At 72.7% G+C, this 17,612-nt stretch carries 17 protein-coding genes; 6 read left to right on the plus strand and 11 right to left on the minus strand.

Going from position 1 to position 17,612, the window contains the following annotated elements; genetic code table 11:
* Nucleotides 1-378: 378 nt before the first annotated feature.
* The gene (locus tag DRV84_RS09285) at nt 379-1,077 is read right to left on the minus strand and encodes a M48 family metallopeptidase (protein ID WP_115979609.1); all 699 of its coding nucleotides are present in this window, start codon (nt 1,075-1,077) and stop codon (nt 379-381) included.
* Between the two features lie 150 nt (nt 1,078-1,227).
* On the opposite strand from DRV84_RS09285, the gene DRV84_RS09290 reads away from it, so the two are divergent.
* A complete protein-coding gene (locus DRV84_RS09290; protein ID WP_115979610.1) occupies nt 1,228-1,695 on the plus strand; it encodes a GyrI-like domain-containing protein in 468 nt (155 codons plus the stop codon).
* Between the two features lie 3 nt (nt 1,696-1,698).
* On the opposite strand, the gene DRV84_RS09295 is transcribed toward DRV84_RS09290, so the two are convergent.
* From DRV84_RS09295 to DRV84_RS09315, 6 genes are all read right to left on the minus strand, one after another.
* Entirely contained in the window at nt 1,699-2,304 is a 606-nt protein-coding gene (locus DRV84_RS09295; RefSeq protein ID WP_115979611.1) for a DedA family protein, read from the minus strand.
* Entirely contained in the window at nt 2,301-2,645 is a 345-nt protein-coding gene (locus DRV84_RS09300) for a hypothetical protein (protein ID WP_115979613.1), read from the minus strand. The genes DRV84_RS09295 and DRV84_RS09300 overlap by 4 nt, the downstream gene beginning before the upstream one ends.
* 103 nt (nt 2,646-2,748) lie before the next feature.
* Nucleotides 2,749-3,933 carry a vWA domain-containing protein gene (locus tag DRV84_RS09305; protein ID WP_115979616.1) on the minus strand — a complete coding sequence of 395 codons (1,185 nt, stop codon included), beginning with the start codon at nt 3,931-3,933 and terminating at the stop codon, nt 2,749-2,751.
* A gap of 4 nt (nt 3,934-3,937) precedes the next feature.
* Entirely contained in the window at nt 3,938-4,105 is a 168-nt protein-coding gene (locus tag DRV84_RS15785) for a hypothetical protein (RefSeq protein WP_192881411.1), read from the minus strand.
* A gap of 4 nt (nt 4,106-4,109) precedes the next feature.
* Complete coding sequence (locus DRV84_RS09310; RefSeq protein WP_115979618.1) at nt 4,110-5,342, minus strand: DUF2927 domain-containing protein; 1,233 nt, start codon at nt 5,340-5,342, stop codon at nt 4,110-4,112.
* Nucleotides 5,343-5,565: 223 nt separating this feature from the next.
* Complete coding sequence (locus DRV84_RS09315; RefSeq protein ID WP_115979621.1) at nt 5,566-6,405, minus strand: AAA family ATPase; 840 nt, start codon at nt 6,403-6,405, stop codon at nt 5,566-5,568.
* Nucleotides 6,406-6,681: 276 nt separating this feature from the next.
* Between DRV84_RS09315 and dksA the strand changes: the two genes are divergently transcribed.
* The gene (dksA, locus tag DRV84_RS09320; RefSeq protein ID WP_115979798.1) at nt 6,682-7,104 is read left to right on the plus strand and encodes an RNA polymerase-binding protein DksA; all 423 of its coding nucleotides are present in this window, start codon (nt 6,682-6,684) and stop codon (nt 7,102-7,104) included.
* Between the two features lie 78 nt (nt 7,105-7,182).
* Nucleotides 7,183-8,358: an FAD-dependent monooxygenase gene (locus DRV84_RS09325; protein WP_115979624.1), complete on the plus strand. Its 1,176-nt coding sequence runs from the start codon at nt 7,183-7,185 to the stop codon at nt 8,356-8,358.
* Nucleotides 8,359-8,985: 627 nt separating this feature from the next.
* Here DRV84_RS09325 and xth read toward each other — a convergent pair.
* Together xth and DRV84_RS09335 are read right to left on the minus strand one after the other, a co-directional pair.
* Nucleotides 8,986-9,768 carry an exodeoxyribonuclease III gene (gene xth, locus DRV84_RS09330; RefSeq protein ID WP_115979626.1) on the minus strand — a complete coding sequence of 261 codons (783 nt, stop codon included), beginning with the start codon at nt 9,766-9,768 and terminating at the stop codon, nt 8,986-8,988.
* Nucleotide 9,769: 1 nt separating this feature from the next.
* Nucleotides 9,770-11,446, minus strand: a complete 1,677-nt coding sequence (locus DRV84_RS09335) for an NAD+ synthase (RefSeq protein ID WP_115979629.1) — start codon at nt 11,444-11,446, stop codon at nt 9,770-9,772.
* A gap of 150 nt (nt 11,447-11,596) precedes the next feature.
* Between DRV84_RS09335 and DRV84_RS09340 the strand changes: the two genes are divergently transcribed.
* The 3 genes from DRV84_RS09340 to DRV84_RS09350 all read left to right on the plus strand — a co-directional run bounded on the left by DRV84_RS09340 (nt 11,597) and on the right by DRV84_RS09350 (nt 15,276).
* Nucleotides 11,597-13,048, plus strand: coding sequence for an MORN repeat-containing protein (locus DRV84_RS09340; protein WP_115979632.1), 1,452 nt, complete (start codon nt 11,597-11,599; stop codon nt 13,046-13,048).
* On the plus strand, nt 13,003-14,328 hold the full coding sequence (locus tag DRV84_RS16160; RefSeq protein WP_115979635.1) for a PhnD/SsuA/transferrin family substrate-binding protein: 1,326 nt from the start codon (nt 13,003-13,005) through the stop codon (nt 14,326-14,328). The genes DRV84_RS09340 and DRV84_RS16160 overlap by 46 nt, the downstream gene beginning before the upstream one ends.
* Nucleotides 14,329-14,805: 477 nt before the next feature.
* Nucleotides 14,806-15,276, plus strand: a complete 471-nt coding sequence (locus tag DRV84_RS09350) for a DsrE family protein (protein ID WP_115979637.1) — start codon at nt 14,806-14,808, stop codon at nt 15,274-15,276.
* 35 nt (nt 15,277-15,311) lie between these two features.
* On the opposite strand, the gene DRV84_RS09355 is transcribed toward DRV84_RS09350, so the two are convergent.
* Entirely contained in the window at nt 15,312-16,838 is a 1,527-nt protein-coding gene (locus DRV84_RS09355) for a cryptochrome/photolyase family protein (RefSeq protein WP_192881412.1), read from the minus strand.
* A complete protein-coding gene (locus tag DRV84_RS09360; protein WP_115979642.1) occupies nt 16,835-17,500 on the minus strand; it encodes an SDR family NAD(P)-dependent oxidoreductase in 666 nt (221 codons plus the stop codon). Before DRV84_RS09360 ends, DRV84_RS09355 begins: the two co-directional genes overlap by 4 nt.
* Nucleotides 17,501-17,612 lie beyond the last annotated feature (112 nt).

The following is a 17,612-nucleotide window of genomic DNA, read 5'->3' on the forward strand; positions in this document are numbered from 1 at the left end:
CGTCTCCGCAGACGGCGGATGCGTGGTCACCCCGGTTTCGTCGCTGTCCCTCATGCGAGCCTCCTCTGCATCGCCTCGCAGGGCGCATGTCGCCCTGCTGTCCCGGCGGCACTGTATCATTTATGGAAAATGAGAAAACAAATACCTGATAAGGCATGTTTTTCGTGTCAACGATTTTGCAGAGAGAGGCGCAGGCTGTAAAAATCGCCGCCGGCCTGCCGTCAAGGCACCGTCAGGGGACGGCGACACCTGTCAAGAACGACGGACGGTCGCGCCGATTTCGGCATGCAATCGCATACCGCCCGCGTGTCCCGGCGACATCCGGGGGTCGGGCGCGCAGGGGACGGGGCGCGCCGCCGCGGCCACGATTCGCGCGCCTCAGCGCGGCGTGTCGAGTCGCTGCCAGCGCGCCTCGAGGCGCTCGAGCGCGGCGATGCGGTCGGCGGTCTTCGGGTGGCTCATCAGCCAGGCGGGCATGACGCCCGCGCGCGCCTCGGTCAGCTTCTCGAGCTTCTCGAACATCGATTTCTGCGGGGCGACGCCGATGCCGGCCTTCGTCAGGAGCGCCGCGGCGTAGGCGTCGGCTTCGTATTCATCGCCGCGCGAGAGCCGCGCGGACAGAAGCGTCGTCACCCCGTTGGCGATCCAGACGCCGATGCCCGGCAGAAAGCGCGACAGCACCATGGCGAGGGCCGTGCGCAGCGCGTTCTGCCCGGAAAAGTCGATCATCCGCCGCCGGGCGTGGCCGAGCGCGACATGGCCGAGTTCGTGCGCGATCACGCTCGCCATCTCCTCGGCCGAGACCTCGCCGCTCTGGTACTTCCGGTAGAAGCCGCGAGTGACGAAGATGCGCCCGTCCGGCGCGGCGAGCCCGTTCACCGGGTCGATCTCGTAGATGTGCACCCGGATTCGATCGACGCCGAGCGCCTCGGCCATGCGGTCGGTCAGCCGCTTGAGCCGCGCATCGGCGAGCTCGGTCGAGCGCGCGTCGAGCTCGCGTTTCGTCCGCCACATGGAGAAGCGGTAAATCACCAGCGCGTAGAGCACCGCGAGCAGGATCGGCGTGATCTTGATCATGGGGGAAATATGGGGCGCCGCGCGCCGGTCGGCAATGTATCGCCGGCGGCCTCGGCGCGGCGCGTCGGCGATAACGCCCGTCAATGTGCGCGCCGCCGTCCCCCGCGAGTGTCGCAGGCGTGAGTCGCATCAAAAGGGGGGAGCGTCGTCATGTCCGACTACCACGTCACCGAGACCGAACCGCGGCCGTATCTCTACGCCGCCCGCATCTGCGGCATGGACCCGGCCGATGTCGCCGACGCCATGGCCGGGGCCTTCGCCGAGGTGAGGGCCTTCATGGAGCGCCACGGCATCGCGCCGGCCGGCCCGCCGCTCACGGTCTTCGAGGGCGACGATCCGGCGCTCGTCCATTTCCGGGCCGGCGTCTTCGTCTCCGAGGCCGACGCGGCGCGCGCGGGCGAGGGGGTCGCCGCCGGCTGGACGCCGGGCGGGCGGGCGCTGCACTTCACCCATGCGGGGCCATGCGCGCTGCTCGGCGCGCACGAGGCCGCCGCGATGGCCCGCGTCGGGCGGCGCGGGCTGCGGCCCGAGGCGCCGACCTGGGAGGTCTATCCGGACGCGCCGGTGGCGGCGGCCCGGCGCGGCGAGCGGGCGGAGGTCTACTGCGCGCTCGGCTGAGGCTCACTTGCGGCGGCGGCGTTCCCGGCGGAGCGCCGCGCGCAGCCAGAGCGCGAGGCCGAGCGCGACCACCGTGCCGGCGAGGATGCCCGAGACGTCGGCGGCGATCTCGGCGACGGCGTCGATGTATTCGGCGAAGGCCCGGCCGAGCCCGACGTAGAGCGCCACCCAGACGCATTCGCCCGCCACGGCCCAGAGCGTGAAGCGCGCGCGGTTCATCTCGGCCGCGCCGGCCACGAGGTTGACCCATGGGCCGAGGGGGCTGACGAGCCAGCGGCTGAGGAACACGCCCGCGCCGCCGCGCTCCTCGACCAGCCCGCGCGCGCGGGCGAGCGCGGCGGCCCGGCGCGGCCTCGCGGCGATGCGGGGCGCGAGCGCCGCGCCGCCCCGCCAGCCGAGCGAATAGCCCGCCTGATCGCCGAGCACCGCGCCGGCGAGCGCGCCCCCGGCCACCGCCCAGAGCGCCAGATCGCCGGTCGCCGTGAAGGCGCCCCCGGTCAGCATCACCATGGAGGCCGGGACGGGCAGGGCGAGGCAGCTGAGGAACGTCGTGAGCGCGATCACCGCCACGCCCCAGTCCGCCACGAGGCCGGGAAGCCAGTCGGTCATTCGGGGGCCTGCGCGTCGATGAGCCGGCGCACCTCGTCGAGGACCACCTCCACCGGCACCTCGCGGCGCCGCGCGATCTCGGCCAGCGTCGGCCGCCGGTCGGGGCGGTCGGCCACGCCGAGGGCGCGCATGACCTCGCCCGGGGGAATGTCCCAGGCGAGGGAGATGTAGCGCGGCGTCATCCAGGCCTGCGGCGGCTGGCGGCGGTGGTCCGGGTCCGCCCAGTAGAGCGAGAAGGCCACGAAGCGCGCGACGAAGAAGGCCACGACCGCGAGCGCGACGACGAGCCCCACGAGCGCGGGGCGGTGCCGGGTCCAGAGATGGCGCAGCGCGCCGCGCATCACGTCTCCCTCGTCTCGAGCGGCGCCCCCGCCCGCGTCGTTCATGCCCCGCCGCACGGGGCGCGCCGCCCCGGCCGCATCGCCCGGGCGCCGCGCGGCCGCGCTAGCGCACCAGCTCGCGCATGCCGCGTTCGAGCCCCTCGAGCGTCATCGGCACCATGCGGTCCGCGAAGATCTCGCGGATCATCTGGATCGACTGCGTGTAGCGCCAGTGCCGCTCGCGCACCGGGTTGATCCAGAGGTTGTCGGGCCACTGATCCCGCGCGCGTTCGAGCCAGACCTGCCCCGCCTCGGCGTTCCAGTGTTCGTTCGCGCCGCCCGGAAAGGCGATCTCGTAGGGCGACATGCTCGCGTCGCCCACGAAGATGCACTTGTAGTCCGATCCGTAGGTGTGCAGCACCTCCCAGGTGGGCGTGACCTCGTCCCACCGCCGGCGGTTGTCGCGCCAGACGCCCTCGTAGAGGCAGTTGTGGAAGTAGTAATATTCGAGGTGCTTGAACTCCGCCCGCGCCGCGGAGAAGAGCTCCTCGACCACGCGGATGTGCGGGTCCATGCTGCCGCCCACGTCGAGAAACAGGAGCACCTTGACGGCGTTGCGTCGCTCCGGCCTCGTCTTGACGTCGAGATAGCCCTGCTCGGCGGTGGAGCGGATCGTGCCGTCGAGGTCGAGCTCCTCGTGCGCGCCGTCGCGCGCCCATTGCCGCAGCCGCTTGAGCGCGAGCTTGATGTTGCGCGTGCCGAGCTCGACCGAGTCGTCGAGGTTGCGGAACTCCCGCTTGTCCCAGACCTTCACCGCGCGGCGGTGGCGGCTTTCGTCCTGCCCGATGCGCACGCCTTCCGGGTTGTAGCCGTAGGCGCCGAAGGGCGAGGTGCCGGCGGTGCCGATCCACTTCGAGCCGCCCTGGTGGCGCTTTTCCTGTTCCTTCAGCCGTTCGCGCAGCGTCTCCATCAGCTTGTCGAAACCGCCCATCGACTCGATCTCGGCCTTCTCCGCCTCGGAGAGGTGCTTTTCGGCCATCTTCTCGAGCCAGTCGCGCGGGATTTCGGCCTGCTCCAGCATCTCGCCCACGCTCAGATGTTCGAGCCCGGAGAACGCCTCGGCGAAGGCGCGGTCGAACTTGTCGAGGTTGCGCTCGTCCTTCACCATCGCCGCGCGGGCGAGGTAATAGAAGCCGTCCACGTCGTAGGTGACGAGATCTGCGCGCATCGCCTCGAGAAAGGCGAGATACTCCCGGAGCGAGACCGGCACCCCCGTCCGCCGCAGCGCGTCGAAGAAGGGCAGGAACATCGCGCTACCCCGAGAGCCGGTCGATCGCGATGGTCGCCACCAGCCCGAGGAGCGTGAAGGCGATGCCGTAGACCGCGCCGTAATGCAGGACGTCCGCGCCCGTCCCCTTGCGCCGGCGGGCGGTGACGACGCCGAGGGTGATGCCCAGAAGGGCGCCGAGAAGGACGATCATGCGGTCAGCCTCCGGAAGCCGAGGGGTCGAGGGCGGCGATCTCGCGCAGCTTGGCGCGCACCGCCCCATCGGGGCCGAATCCGTAGCGCGCCCGGTCGAGGCTGTCCAGCCGCGCCGCCCGCGCCTCCGCGCGCCGCCCCTGCATCTCGAGTGCCTGCGCGCGCAGCATCAGCAGCGTCGCCTCGAGCATCGCGTTCCCGTGGCGCGCGGCCACCGGCAGATGCGCGGCAGCGATCGCGCGCACGCGGTCCGGGTCGCCGTCGGCCAGCGCGTAGGCGGCCAGCTGCGCGCCGACGAAGGCGCGGTGGAGCGCCGTGCCCGTGGAGGCGGCGTAGATCCGGTCGGCCCGCCGGAACGCGGCGCGCGCCTCGCCCGGCGCGCCGGCCTGCGCGACGCGCCCCAGCGCGAAATACGCGAAGGCGAGGCGGTGGTCGCGCCAGCCCTCCGCCTCGGCGATCCGCACCGCCCGCGCGGCCGCCGCGCGGCGCGCGGCGGGCCGCGCCCCCGGCCCGAGCGCGGTCTTTATCGCCTCGACCCAGGGGGCGGGCGTGGGCGGCAGCGGGGCCGGGGCCACCGCCTCGCCCGCCGGATTGAGCCGCGCGAGGATCGCCGGCAGGCGGGCCGCCACCTCGGCCCGCGACATGCCGTTGGCGAGCTCGGGGGCGTAATGCGCGCGCAGGACCAGCATGTCGAAGCCGGTCAGCACCGTGTGCATGTTGTCGTCGTTGAACACGCTGTCGGGCAGGCGGTAGAGATCGTTGAGCGGCCCGAGGGCCTGCGCGAGCTCCTCGTGCAGGCAGTCGCGCGTCTCCTGCGGGCTCGTGTCCATCGGCACGAAGACCGCGACGCGCGTCCGCCGCGCCAGATCGGCCCAGCGGGTCACGCCGCCGCGGCGTCGTGCGGCGCGGTAGTCCGAGAGGCTCGAGACCTCGGGCACGACGAAGCAGGCCGCCTGCGGCAGGACGCGGCGGATGCGCGCGCGGGGCACCGCCTCCACCGTGACGGCGGCGCGCCCCGCGGCGACGCGGCGGATGTCGAGCCCCGCCTCCGCGCGCAGCCGCGCGAGCAGACGGTCGAGATCGGCCGCGAGCCCCGGCGTCGGCCGACCCGTCAGGCGCAGGGTGATCGGCGCCTCGAACCGGGTGAGCACCGGCAGCCGCCGGCCGCTTTCCAGCCGGAAGGCGAGATCGAGGACATCCCGCGCGATGTCGGCGTTGGCACGCGCCGGCGGCGGCATCGGGCGGACGGAGGCACCGCGTGCCGGCGGCGCCCCGGCGGCCCCGGTGGCGAGACGCTGCGCCGAAGGCGGCGCGGGCGCGCCCGCGCACCCCGCCAGCCCCGCGAGCGCCACGAGCGCCGCGCAGAGCCGCAGGGCAGGGGCCCGCGGGTTTTTCGTACGAAAAACCCGCGGGCCGCGCGCCGCGCCCCGCGGGCGATTTTTCGTACGAAAAATCGCCACGCTAGCGCTGACGGCGCGCCATGAAGGCGAGGCGTTCGAAGAGATGCACGTCCTGCTCGTTCTTCAGAAGCGCGCCGTGCAGCTTCGGCAGCGCGCTCGCCCCGTCACGCTTGAGATCCTCAGGCGAGAGATCCTCGGCCAGGAGGAGCTTCAGCCAGTCGAGCACCTCGGAGGTCGAGGGTTTCTTCTTCAGCCCCTGCTGCTCGCGCAGCTCGTAGAACTGCGTCAGCGCCGTGGCGAGCAGGTCCTGCTTGATGCCCGGGAAATGCACCTCGACGATGCGCTTCATAGTCTCCGGGTCGGGGAAGCGGATGTAGTGGAAGAAGCAGCGCCGCAGGAAGGCGTCGGGCAGCTCCTTCTCGTTGTTGGAGGTGATGATGACGATCGGGCGCTGCGTGGCGCGCACGGTCTCGCCGGTCTCGTAGACGAAGAACTCCATCCGGTCGAGCTCCTGCAGGAGGTCGTTCGGGAACTCGATGTCGGCCTTGTCGATCTCGTCGATCAGCAGCACCGTCCGCGTCTCGGCGGTGAAGGCCTCCCAGAGCTTGCCCTTGCGGATGTAGTTGCTCACGTCGTTGACCCGGTCGTCGCCGAGCTGGCTGTCGCGCAGGCGCGAGACGGCGTCGTATTCGTAAAGCCCCTGCTGCGCGCGGGTCGTGGACTTGATCGACCACTCGATGATCGGCAGCCCGAGCGCGCCGGCCACCTGCCGCGCGAGCTCGGTCTTGCCGGTGCCCGGCTCGCCCTTGACGAGGAGCGGCCGCTCCAGCGTCACCGCGGCGTTGACCGCCACCGTCAGGTCCTCGGTCGCGACGTAGCTCTCGGTGCCGGTGAAACGCATGGGGTCCTCTTCGTCTGCGGGGTCGGGCGGAGGGTAACATCCCCGTCCGCGGCGGCAACGGCTTTCGCCGCGCCGCGGCGGGCGCGCGCGGCGCCCTGGCGGCTTGCGCGAATCGCCGGCGTCGCGGCGGGCGGCGGCCTCCCGCATGCGGCGCAAGCGCTTTCCTCGCGTGACAACAAGCCGCTGTTCGGCTAAGCGAGCGGCGGGGGTGGCCGGATGAGCGAAATGCAGGACGACCGTTTCCAGCTCGAGCCCGGTCCCGAAAAGGGGAACACGATGAAAGCCGAGACCTTTCTGCCGGAAGATTACCGTCCCGCCGAAGACGAGCCTTTCATGAACGAGCGTCAGCTCGAGTACTTCCGCCGCAAGCTGCTCGCCTGGAAGGCCGAGCTGCTCGCCGAAAGCCGGGAAACCCTCGAGGGATTGCAGGACAACAGCCGCAACATCCCCGACGTCGCCGACCGCGCCAGCGAGGAGACCGACCGCGCGATCGAGCTCCGGACCCGCGACCGGCAGCGCAAGCTCGTCGCCAAGATCGACGCCGCGCTGCGCCGGATCGAGGAGGGCGAATACGGCTACTGCGAGGTCACGGGCGACCCGATCAGCCTCAAGCGCCTCGACGCGCGGCCGATCGCCACCATGAGCCTCGAGGCGCAGGAAAAGCACGAGCGCCGCGAGAAGGTGCACCGCGACGACTGACCCCGCGCCGCCCGCGGCCGGATCGAGGGCGCCGGGCCACGCGCTCCGGCGCCCGGTCCGACGGCTCATGGAGAAACGATGCAGCTCGACGGCTTCGAGGTTCTCGTCGCGGGCGGCGGGGTCGCCGGCCTCTCCGCCGCGCTCGCCTTCGCCCGGCGCGGCGCCTCGGTCACCCTGCTCGAGCAGGCCGGCGAGATCGCCGAGGTGGGCGCGGGCCTGCAGATCAGCCCCAACGGCTTCGCCGTGCTCGACGCGCTGGGCCTCGGCGAGGCGGTCGCGGCGCGCGGCGTCGCCGCCCGCGCCGTCAGCCTGCGCCGCCACGAGGACGGAGCGGAGGTCACGCGGCTGGACCTCGCGCGCCACGCGCCCGGTCGGCGCTACCTGTTCCTGCACCGCGCCGATCTGATCGACGCGCTCGCCGCGGCGGTGCGCGCGGTCGGCGTGCAGCTGCGCCTCCTGCAGCAGGTCGCGGAGGTCGCGCAAGGCGCGCGCCCCGCGCTCGTCACCGCGCAGGGCGCGCGCCTCGAGGCGGACCTGGTGATCGGCGCGGACGGGCTGCACTCGCGCCTGCGGCCCGCGCTGAACGGCGCCGCCGCCCCGCGCTTCACCGGGCAGGTCGCCTGGCGCGCGCTGGTGCCCGGCCCGGCGGACCACCCGCCGGAGGCCTGGGTGCACATGGGGCCGGGGCGCCACCTCGTCAGCTATCCGCTGCGCGGCGGCGCGCTCGTCAACGTCGTCGCGGTCGAGGAGCGCCGCAGCTGGGCCGAGGAGGGCTGGCACCACCGCGACGATCCGGCCAACCTGCGCGCCGCCTTCGCGGCCTTCGGGGGCGACGTGCCGCGCCTGCTCGGGGCGGTGGAGGACGTGCACCTCTGGGGGCTCTTCCGCCACCCGGTCGCCGCGCGCTGGCACGGCGCCGGGGTCGCGATCCTCGGGGACGCCGCGCATCCCACGCTGCCCTTCCTCGCGCAGGGCGCCAATCTCGCGCTGGAGGACGCCTGGGTGCTCGCCGACGCCGTGGCGCGGGCGGAGACGCGGGACGCCGGCCTCGCCGCTTACCAGGCGCGCCGCCGCGCGCGCGCGGCGCGGACCGTCGAGACCGCCAGCCGGAACGCCTGGAAATACCACCTGCGGCCGGGACCGGTCCGCCTCGCCGGGCACGCGGCGCTGGGCCTCGCGGGGCGCCTCGCGCCGGGCGCGCTCCTCGCGGGCTTCGACTGGCTCTACGGCCACGACGTCACCCGGGAGGGCTAACCGGAGGCCGCATCGGCCGCGCCCCGTCCGCTCGCCGGAAAGCCCCACGGCGTGAGGCCCGGCGCGCGCCGAAGTGGCAGACAGCGCTCGCCTCAGCGCCCCGGGTCGCGCCACCCCGCGCGCCGCGCGGCCACGAGAGCACCCGACCGCCTCGGCCGCCCTTTCCTCGCCACGCCGGAGGAGGACGAGGCCACCTGTCGGGCACAGGACATGGCCGCCCCGAGCGAGATGCGCCTCGACCGCGTTAACGCCGGCTGAGCACCCGGCCCATCATCTTGGCTCAAATACTCTCGGGGGGTGAATTGGCCGAAGGCCAAGAGGGGGGCAGACAGCCCCCCTGACCCGGCCCGCCGCCCGGCGCACCGCCGGGGATCGCCGCGAGACGCTCGGCCCCGTCCGGCACGGGCGCAACCGCCCGCGCCGCGCGGCCACGAGAGCCCCCGGCCGCCCCCGGCCGCCCCGGACCTTCTTCTTGGCGAAAATATCCTCGGGGGGTGAATTGGCCGAAGGCCAAGAGGGGGGCAGACAGCCCCCCTTGATCCGGCCCGCCGCCGGGCGCACCGCCGGGGATCGCCGCGATAGGGCCGGCCCCGTCCAGAACGGGCGCCACCGCCCGCGCCGCGGCGTTCAGGCGTCGAGGTCGATCCAGACGGGCACGTGGTCGGAGGGCTTCTCGCGCCCGCGCAGCGCCGCCTCGATGCCGGCGCCGGTCAGCCGGTCCGCCGCCTCGGGCGAGAGCAGGTGGTGGTCGATGCGGATGCCGTTGTTCCGGCCCCAGGCGTTGCCCTGGTAGTCCCAGAAGGAATAATGCCCGCCGCCCTGCACCCGGGCGCGGAAGGCCTCGGTGTAGCCGAGGTGCAGGAGCCGCCGGAAGGCCGCGCGCGTCCCGGGCAGGGCGAGGGCGTCGTCGCTCCACGCCTCGGGCTTCGCGGCGTCCTCGTCCTGCGGGATCACGTTGTAGTCGCCGCCGAGCACCACGGGCTCCTCCAGCGTCAGAAGCTCCGCCGCGCGGGCCTTCATCCGCTCCATCCAGGCGAGCTTGTAGTCGTATTTCGGCCCCGGCGCCGGGTTGCCGTTGGGCAGGTAGAGGCTGACCACGCGCACCGCCGCCGTCTCGCCGATCACCGTGCCCTCGATCCAGCGCGCCTGATCGTCGCTCTCGTCGCCGGGCAGGCCGCGGGTCACGTCCTCGAGCGGCAGGCGCGAGAGGATGGCGACGCCGTTGAAGCTCTTCTGCCCGTGCGTCTCGACGCGGTAGCCGCGCTCCTCGAAGAGCTCGCGCGGGACCGCCTCGTCCTGCGACTTGAGCTCCTGCAGGAGCACGACCTCCGGCCCCGCCTCGTCGAGCCAGTCGCAGAGCGCCTGGTGGCGGGCCTTGATGCCGTTGATGTTGAAGGTGGCGATCCGCATGTCAGGCTCCTCCGCTCTCGGACGCGGCGTCGCGCCACCGGTTGACGATGGGATAGCGCCGGTCGAGCCAGAAGGCCCGCTTCGAGAGCCGCGTGCCCGGCGCCGACTGAAAGCGCTTGTATTCGCTGACGTAGATCAGGTGCTCGATCCGCGCGGCCTCGGCCCGGTCGAAGCCCGCGGCGACGCAGTCCTCGATGGAGCCGTCGCGGTCCACGAGGATTTCGAGCATCGCGTCGAGGTGTTCGTAATCGGGCAGCGAGTCGCTGTCGCGCTGGTCGGCGCGCAGCTCGGCCGAGGGCGGCTTGGAGATGATGCGCGACGGGATCACCGCGCCCGCGGGCCCCTTCATCCAGTCGCGGTGGTTCGCGTTGCGCCAGCGCGCGGCGGCGAAGACGCGGGTCTTGTAGAGATCCTTGAGCGGATTGTAGCCGCCGGACATGTCGCCGTAGATCGTGGCGTAGCCCACCGCGACCTCGGACTTGTTGCCGGTGGTCAGCAGCATCTCGCCGAACTTGTTCGAGAGCGCCATCAGCAACAGCCCGCGCAGGCGCGACTGCACGTTCTCCTCGGTGACGTCGGGGGGCAGGTCGCCGAAGAGCGGCGCGAGCGCCTCGGTCACCGCTGCGCGCGGGCCCGAGATCGGCAGCTCGTCGAGCCGGGTGCCGAGCGCCCCGGCGACGCTGGCCGCGTCCTCGAGCGAGTCGGGCGAGGTGTATTCCGAGGGGAGCATCACGCAGCGCAGGTTCCCGGGCCCGAGCGCGTCGGCGGCCACGACCGCGACCATCGCGCTGTCGATCCCGCCCGACAGCCCGACGAGCGCCTTTTCGAAGCCCGACTTGCGCATGTAGTCGCGGAGCGCGACGACCATCGCGTGATAGTCCTGTTCGAGCGCGTCGGGGATCTGCGCCCGCGTGCCGGGACGCGCGCGCCAGCCCTCGGCCCCGCGCTCGAAATCGACGTGCGCGAGCGCCTCCTCCATCACCGGGAGCTGCACGACGAGCTCGCCGCCGGGGTTGAGCACGAAGCTCGCCCCGTCGAAAACCTGATCGTCCTGCCCGCCCACCATGTTGAGATAGACGAGCGGCAGCTCGGTCTCGACCACGCGGGCGACCATGTGGTTGAGCCGCACCTCCATCTTGTCGCGGTAGTAGGGCGAGCCGTTGGGGACCAGCAGCATCTCGGCGCCCGTCTCGGCCTGCGTCTCGGCCACGTCGGGAAACCACGCATCCTCGCAGACCGGCGTGCCGATGCGGACGGGGCCCACGGCATAGGGCCCCGAGACGGGCCCGGAGGCGAAGGTGCGCTTCTCGTCGAAGACGAGGTAGTTCGGCAGGTGGTGCTTGAGCATCACCGCCGCGATCCGCCCCCCCTGCAGGACGAACCACGCGTTGTGGAGCTGCGCGCCCTCGCGCCAGAGCCCGCCGATGCCGAGCGCCGGACCCTCGGCGCAGTCCTGCGCGAGCGCCTCGATCGCGCGCATCGCGTCGGCCTGGAAGGCCGGGCGCAGCACCAGGTCCTGCGGATTGTAGCCGATCAGGAACATCTCCGGCAGCGCGACCATGTCCGCGCCGGCGGTGCGCCCCTGCGCCCACGCCTCGCGCGCGCGGGCGGCGTTGCCTTCGATATCGCCCATCACCGGGTTCAACTGCGCGAGCGTGAGGCGAAAGCGGTCGGTCATCGCGGTGCGGGGCTCCTGCAACTCGACGCCCCATCTAGCAGATCGGCTGCCGAGGGAAAGCCGGTCGCGGGGAAAGGCGTTGTCTCGGTACCGGCGCTCCATTACGCTCATCTTGAGGGCAGATCCATGCGCGCAGAGCGGAATCCGATCATGAGCGAGACGAGCAGGCGCCTTGCGGCGCTCGTGGCGGGCGTGGTCCTGACCGCGGGCCTCGCCGCGGCGCAGGAGAGCGGCGGCGACGCCGTCCGCACCAAACAGTACGACGACGGCGGCGTCTACGAGGGCACCTTCCGCGACGGGCTGCAGCACGGGCAGGGCACCTATCGCCTGCCGAACGGCTACGAATACACCGGCGAATGGGTCGACGGCGAGATCCGCGGCGAGGGCGTCGCGCGCTTTCCGAACGGCTCGGTCTACGAGGGCAGCTTCGCCAAGGGCAAGCCCGACGGCGTGGGAAAGATCACCTTCGCCGACGGCTCCACCTACGAGGGCACCTGGGTCGAGGGCGAGATCACCGGGCAGGGCGTCGCGATCTACGCCGACGGCACCCGCTACGAGGGCGCCTTCCGCAACGCCGAGCATCACGGTCGCGGCACCATGACCGCGCCCAACGGCTACGTCTACGAGGGCGACTGGGTGAACGGCGTCAAGGAGGGGCAGGCGACGATCACCTATCCCGACGGCGCCGTCTACGAGGGCGCCGTCGTGCGCGGCACGCGCGAGGGGATGGGCACGCTCACCATGCCCGACGGCCTGATCTACGAGGGCCTCTGGAAGGACGGGCAGATCCACGGCGAGGGCACGCTCACGCAGCCCAACGGCGACGTCTACGAGGGCGAGCTCGCCGACGGCCGCCGCTCCGGGCAGGGTAAGGTCACCTACGCCAACGGCGACGTCTACGAGGGGGCTTTCGAGGACGACAAGCGCCACGGGCAGGGCACCTTCATCGGCGCCGACGGCTACCGCTACGAGGGCTCCTGGGTCGCCGGCGAGATCGAGGGCGAGGGCGAGGTCACCTATCCCGACGGCTCGGTCTACACAGGCGCGTTCCGCGACGGCCTCGCGCATGGCGAGGGGAAGATCACCTATCCCGACGGTTCCACCTACGAGGGCGACTGGGTCGACGGCGTCATTCAGGGCGAGGGGCGCGCGACCTATCCCGACGGCCTCGTCTACGAGGGCGAGTTCGAGAACGCCCGCAATCACGGGCAGGGGGTGATGACCTACCCCGACGGCTACCGCTACGAGGGCGAATGGCGGGACGGCCAGCGCCACGGGCAGGGCACCGCGACCTATCCCGACGGTACCGTTTACGTGGGCCGGTTCGTCGACGGCGAGCGCCACGGCGAGGGTCGCATCGAGATGCCGGACGGCTTCGTCTACGAGGGCGCGTGGACCGAGGGCCGCATCGAGGGCGAGGGCGTCGCCCGCTACCCGCGCCGCGACGACGCGGGAGAGATCACCGGCTACGACGTCTACGAGGGCGCCTTCGTGGACGGGCGCCGGCAGGGCGAGGGCACCATGCGCTACGCCAGCGGGGAGGAGGAGAGCGGCGAATGGGTCAACGGCGCCCTGACCCGGGAGGAGGCCGCGGCCGACTGAACGAGGCGACGCAGACCCGCCGCGCCCGGACGGGAAGCCGGCCGCGGCGGATCCTGCCGGCGCTCTGCGCGGCGCTCGTCGCGTGGCCGCTTTCCGCGCAGACGCCCGAGTTCGGTGCGGGCGTGCAGCGCCCGGCCGAGGTGCGCATCGGCGTGCTCGCGCACCGCGGCTGGGGCCGGGAGGCGGCGGCCTGGGACCCGCTCGCGGCCTATCTCGAGGCGCGGCTGCCGGGCCGGTCCGTGCGCCTCGTCCCCGTCACGCTGAGTTCGGCGGGCCCGCTCATCGACCGGGGCGGGCTGCATTTCCTGATCACCAACCCGGGCCACTACGTCGCCCTCGACCGGGAGCACCGGCTGAGCCCGATCGCCACGCGCCTGCGGCGTCTCTCCGACGGACGCCGCGCGACCGAGTTCGGCAGCGCGCTCGTTGTCCGCGCCGACAGCCCTCTCGAGACGCTGGAGGACACCGCCGGCGCGCGCGCCGCGGCCGTCGATCCGCGCGCTTTCGGGGGCTACCGCCTCGCGTGGCGGGCGCTCACCGAGCGCGGCGTCGATCCGGCGCGCGACTTCGCCGAGCTCGCCTTCCTCGGCTTCCCGCAGGACCGCATCGTCGAGGCCGTGCTCCAAGGCGAGGCAGATCTCGGCATCGTGCGCAGCGGCCTTCTGGAGCGGATGGAGGCCGAGGGCGCGGTGCCCGAGGGCGCGCTCCGCGTGCTCAACGCCAATGTCACCTACACCTATCCGGACGCGGTCAGCACAAGGCTCTATCCCGAGTGGCCCTTCCTCGCCATGGCCGGCACCGAGCGGGCGCTGCGCGACCGGGTGGCGGTGGCGCTGCTCTCGGCCGGGCCGGAGCTCGCCGTGCGGTGGAGCGCGCCGGTCAGCTACCGCGACGCGCGGGTGCTGCACGCGGGCTTCGCGGCCCCGCCGCCACCGGACGCCCCGCCGGGCCGCGCGTGGATCGCCGGGACGGCGGCGCTCGCCGCGCTCCTCGCGCTCGCGGCGCTCTGGCGCGGGCGGCCCGTCCGCCGCGTCGCGCCGGCGCCGCCGGAGGCCGGCGCGGACCCGATGGCGGGGCTCACCCGGCGGGAGCGGCAGGTGCTCGACCGCATCGCCGAGGGCGGCTCCACCAAGGAGATCGCGCAGGCGCTGGGCATCAGCCCCAAGACGGTGGAGTTCCACCGCTCCAACCTCCTGAAAAAGTTCGACGCCCGCAATTCCGCGCAACTGGTGGCCACCCTTCGAGCGCGGGGGGCGGCGACGGCGTCTTCTGCCACCTAATCGCGTCGCGGCCCGCTTGGGCAGGGCGCGCGCGGCCGCAGGGGGAAGACCGCCCGCGGCGCGGTGACGGGACCGGGGCGCATGGCCCGGCGGTCGCGACGGGAGGCACGGCGCCCGAAATAAGACCTGCCGTTTTCCCCGTGCCCGGCGCCTCGGGCCGACGGTCCGCGCACGTGCGCCGTGCCGGACGGGCGTTCCCGGCCCTGCGCGCGATCCGCGACGGCGTCCGCCCGGCGCGGGGCCGCGCGGGCGGGGCCGGGTTTGCCTTCGCCGCCTCCGGCGCCGATCTGGCGGGGCGCGACAGCACAGGAGGCCAGCATGCACGCATCTGCCCGGCCAGGGCCGACCCTCGGGAATTCCCCGGGGCGATCCCCGGGCGAAACAGAGGAGCCGCCGGAGCGGCGCTTTGTCGCAGCGCGCTCTAGGCTCAGACCCGCCGGAGCCCGCTCCGGCCACATCACCAAGGGAGGACGATCGATGACCCGTATCACGACCCTGCTCGGGCGCCTGCGCGGCGCCGCGCTCGCGCTCGCCGCGGCGACGCTCATGGCCGGCGGCGCGGCCGCCGAGGGCTACGCCCCGCAGAAGGTGGTCTATCACGTGAACTACACCGGCGGCGAGGAGCACCGCGCCTATCGCGGCGCGATGCGCAACATCCAGAACCACATCAACGCCGTGGGCGCCGAGAACCTCGTCACGCGCGTCATGCTGCACGGCGACGGCGTGGGGCTCCTGAAGGCGGCGAACGCCGACGACCGGCTGCAGACCACCGTCGCCTCGCTCAAGTCGCAGGGCGTGAGCTTCCACGTCTGCGCCAACACGCTCCGCGGGCGCGAGATCGACCCCGATGCCGATCTCTACGACGTCTGGGAGGAGGACATCGTGCCCTCCGGCGTCGCGCATCTCGCGCATCTGCAGGCCGAGGGCTACACCTACATCAAGCCCTGAGGCCCGCGCGGCGGGCGGCGCGCGCCGCCCGCCGGCTAAACCGTCTCGCCCGCCTCCATGCGGTCGAGGAAATCCTGCGCCTCGCGGAGCACCGTCGCGCGCCGGTCCGCGTCCATCCGGTCCCATGTGCGATACATCTGGGCCATGCGCGGGTTGCCCGCGAAGCGGTCGCGGTGGCGGTCGAGGAAGTGCCAGAAGAGCAGGTTGAAGGGGCAGGCCCCCGGCCCCGTCTTCTTCGTCACCGAATAGGCGCAGGCGCCGCAGTGGTCCGACATGCGGCTGATGTAGGCGCCCGAGCTCACGTAGGGTTTCGAGGCGATGATGCCGCCGTCGGCGAACTGGCTCATGCCGATGACGTTGGGCGCCTCGACCCATTCATAGGCGTCGGCGTAAACGGCGAGGTACCATTCGTGCACCTCGTGCGGATCGACGCCGGCCAGCAGCGCGAAGTTCCCCGTCACCATCAGCCGCTGGATGTGGTGGGCGTAGGCCTCGTCTCGCGTCTGCTCCACCGCCTTCGCCACGCAGCGCATCCGCGTCTCGGCGCCCCAGTAGAAGGCGGGCAGGGCGCGGTCCTGTCCGAGTGCGTTTCGGCGCACGTAATCCGGCCCCTCGCGGAAGTAGATGCCGCGCACGTATTCCCGCCAGCCGAGGATCTGGCGGATGAAGCCCTCCACCGCGTTGATCGGCGCGTGACCCGCGCGCCAGGCGGCCTCCGCCGCCTCGCAGACCTCGCGCGGGGCGAGGAGCCCGGCGTTCAGGTAGAGCGAGATCACCGCGTGATAGAGGAAGCGGTCCCCGTCGAGCATCGCGTCCTGATAGTCGCCGAAGCGGGGCAGGGCGTCGACCACGAAGTGATCGAGCGCCGCGCGCGCCTGATCCCGGTCGGTGGCGAACCAGAAGGGGCGCGCGCGCCCGAAGTTCGACGGAAACTCCCGCTCGACCAGATCGAGCACCGCCTCGACGGTCGCGTCCGGCGCGAAGCGCAGCGGGCCGTCGGTCGTCACCTCGTCGGGCGCGGGCTTGCGGTTCTCGTGGTCGAAGTTCCACTTGCCGCCGGCGGGCTCGCGCCCCTCTATCAGGAGGCCCGTCTCGCGGCGCATCTCGCGGTAGAAATACTCCATCCGGAGCGCCTTGCGCCCCTCGGCCCAGCGGTCGAAGCGCGCGTGGCTGGCGAGAAAGCGGTCGTCCTCCAGCATGCGCAGCTTGAGCGGGCAGTTGCGCAGCGCCTCGATCAGGCGCCACTCGCCGGGCTCGGTGGCGATCACCTCCGCCGCGCCGGTCTCCTCGGCCCGGCGGAGCAGTTCGCCGCAGATGCTGCCGGCGTTCGCGGGATCGTCGAGGGCGGTGTAGCGCACCTCCCACCCGGCCGCGCGCAGGCGCTCGGCGAACTTGCGCATGGCGGCGAAGACGAAGGCGATCTTCTTCGGGTGGTGGCGGACGTAGGCCGCCTCGTCCCGCACCTCGGCCATGACCACCACGTCGCGCGCCGGGTCGCCCGCCTGCAGCGCCGCCATGTCGTCGGAAAGCTGGTCCCCGAGCACGAGGATCAGCCGGCTCACCACGGGATCTCCCGCCCAGCGTAGTCGTAGAAGCCGCCCGATTGCTCGGGCGTGAGCCGCTCCATCACGTCGCAGAGGTTGCGCGCGCTTTCCTCCGGCGCGTCCTTGCCGTGCGGCGGATCGAAGCCCTCGGTAAAGGGCGTGTCCACCGTGCCGGGGTGCAGCGCGGCCACGATCGCGTCGCGGCGCGAGCGGCCGAGCTCCACCGCCGCGCCGTGCACGATCTGGTTCAGCGCGGCCTTGGAGGCGCGGTAGGAATACCAGCCGCCCATTCGGTTGTCGCCGATGGAGCCCACGCGCGCCGTCAGCACCCCGGTGACCGAGCGCCCGCGCCGGGGCAGGAGGCCCGGCAGCCAGGACAGCACATGCGCGACGCCGATGGTGTTGACGGCGAAGACGCGGCGCATCTCCTCCGGGTCGATGGCGGAGAGCTGCTTCTCCGGCGCGCCGCCCTCGGGCGCGAGGATACCGACCGAGACGAAGATCGTCTGGAACGGCCCCTCGAGCGCGCCCATGACGCGGCGCACCGCGTCAGGGTCGGTCACGTCGAGCCCGTCCTCGGCGCGCGACAGCGTCGTGACGTTGCCGCCGCGCGCTTTCATTTCCCGGGCGACGGCGCGGCCGATGCCGCCCGAGGCCCCGATCACCAGTGCATCGATCATTCCGGGCGAATTAAGCCGCCGCTCCGGCCGGTCAACGCGCCCCCGGCGCCACGCCGGGGGTTTTCCCCGGCGCCCGGACCGGGTACAAGGACGGCATGCATATCGAAGGCCA

The sequence above is a fragment of the Rhodosalinus sediminis genome (assembly GCF_003385555.1).
Taxonomy (GTDB): Bacteria; Pseudomonadota; Alphaproteobacteria; order Rhodobacterales; family Rhodobacteraceae; genus Rhodosalinus; species Rhodosalinus sediminis.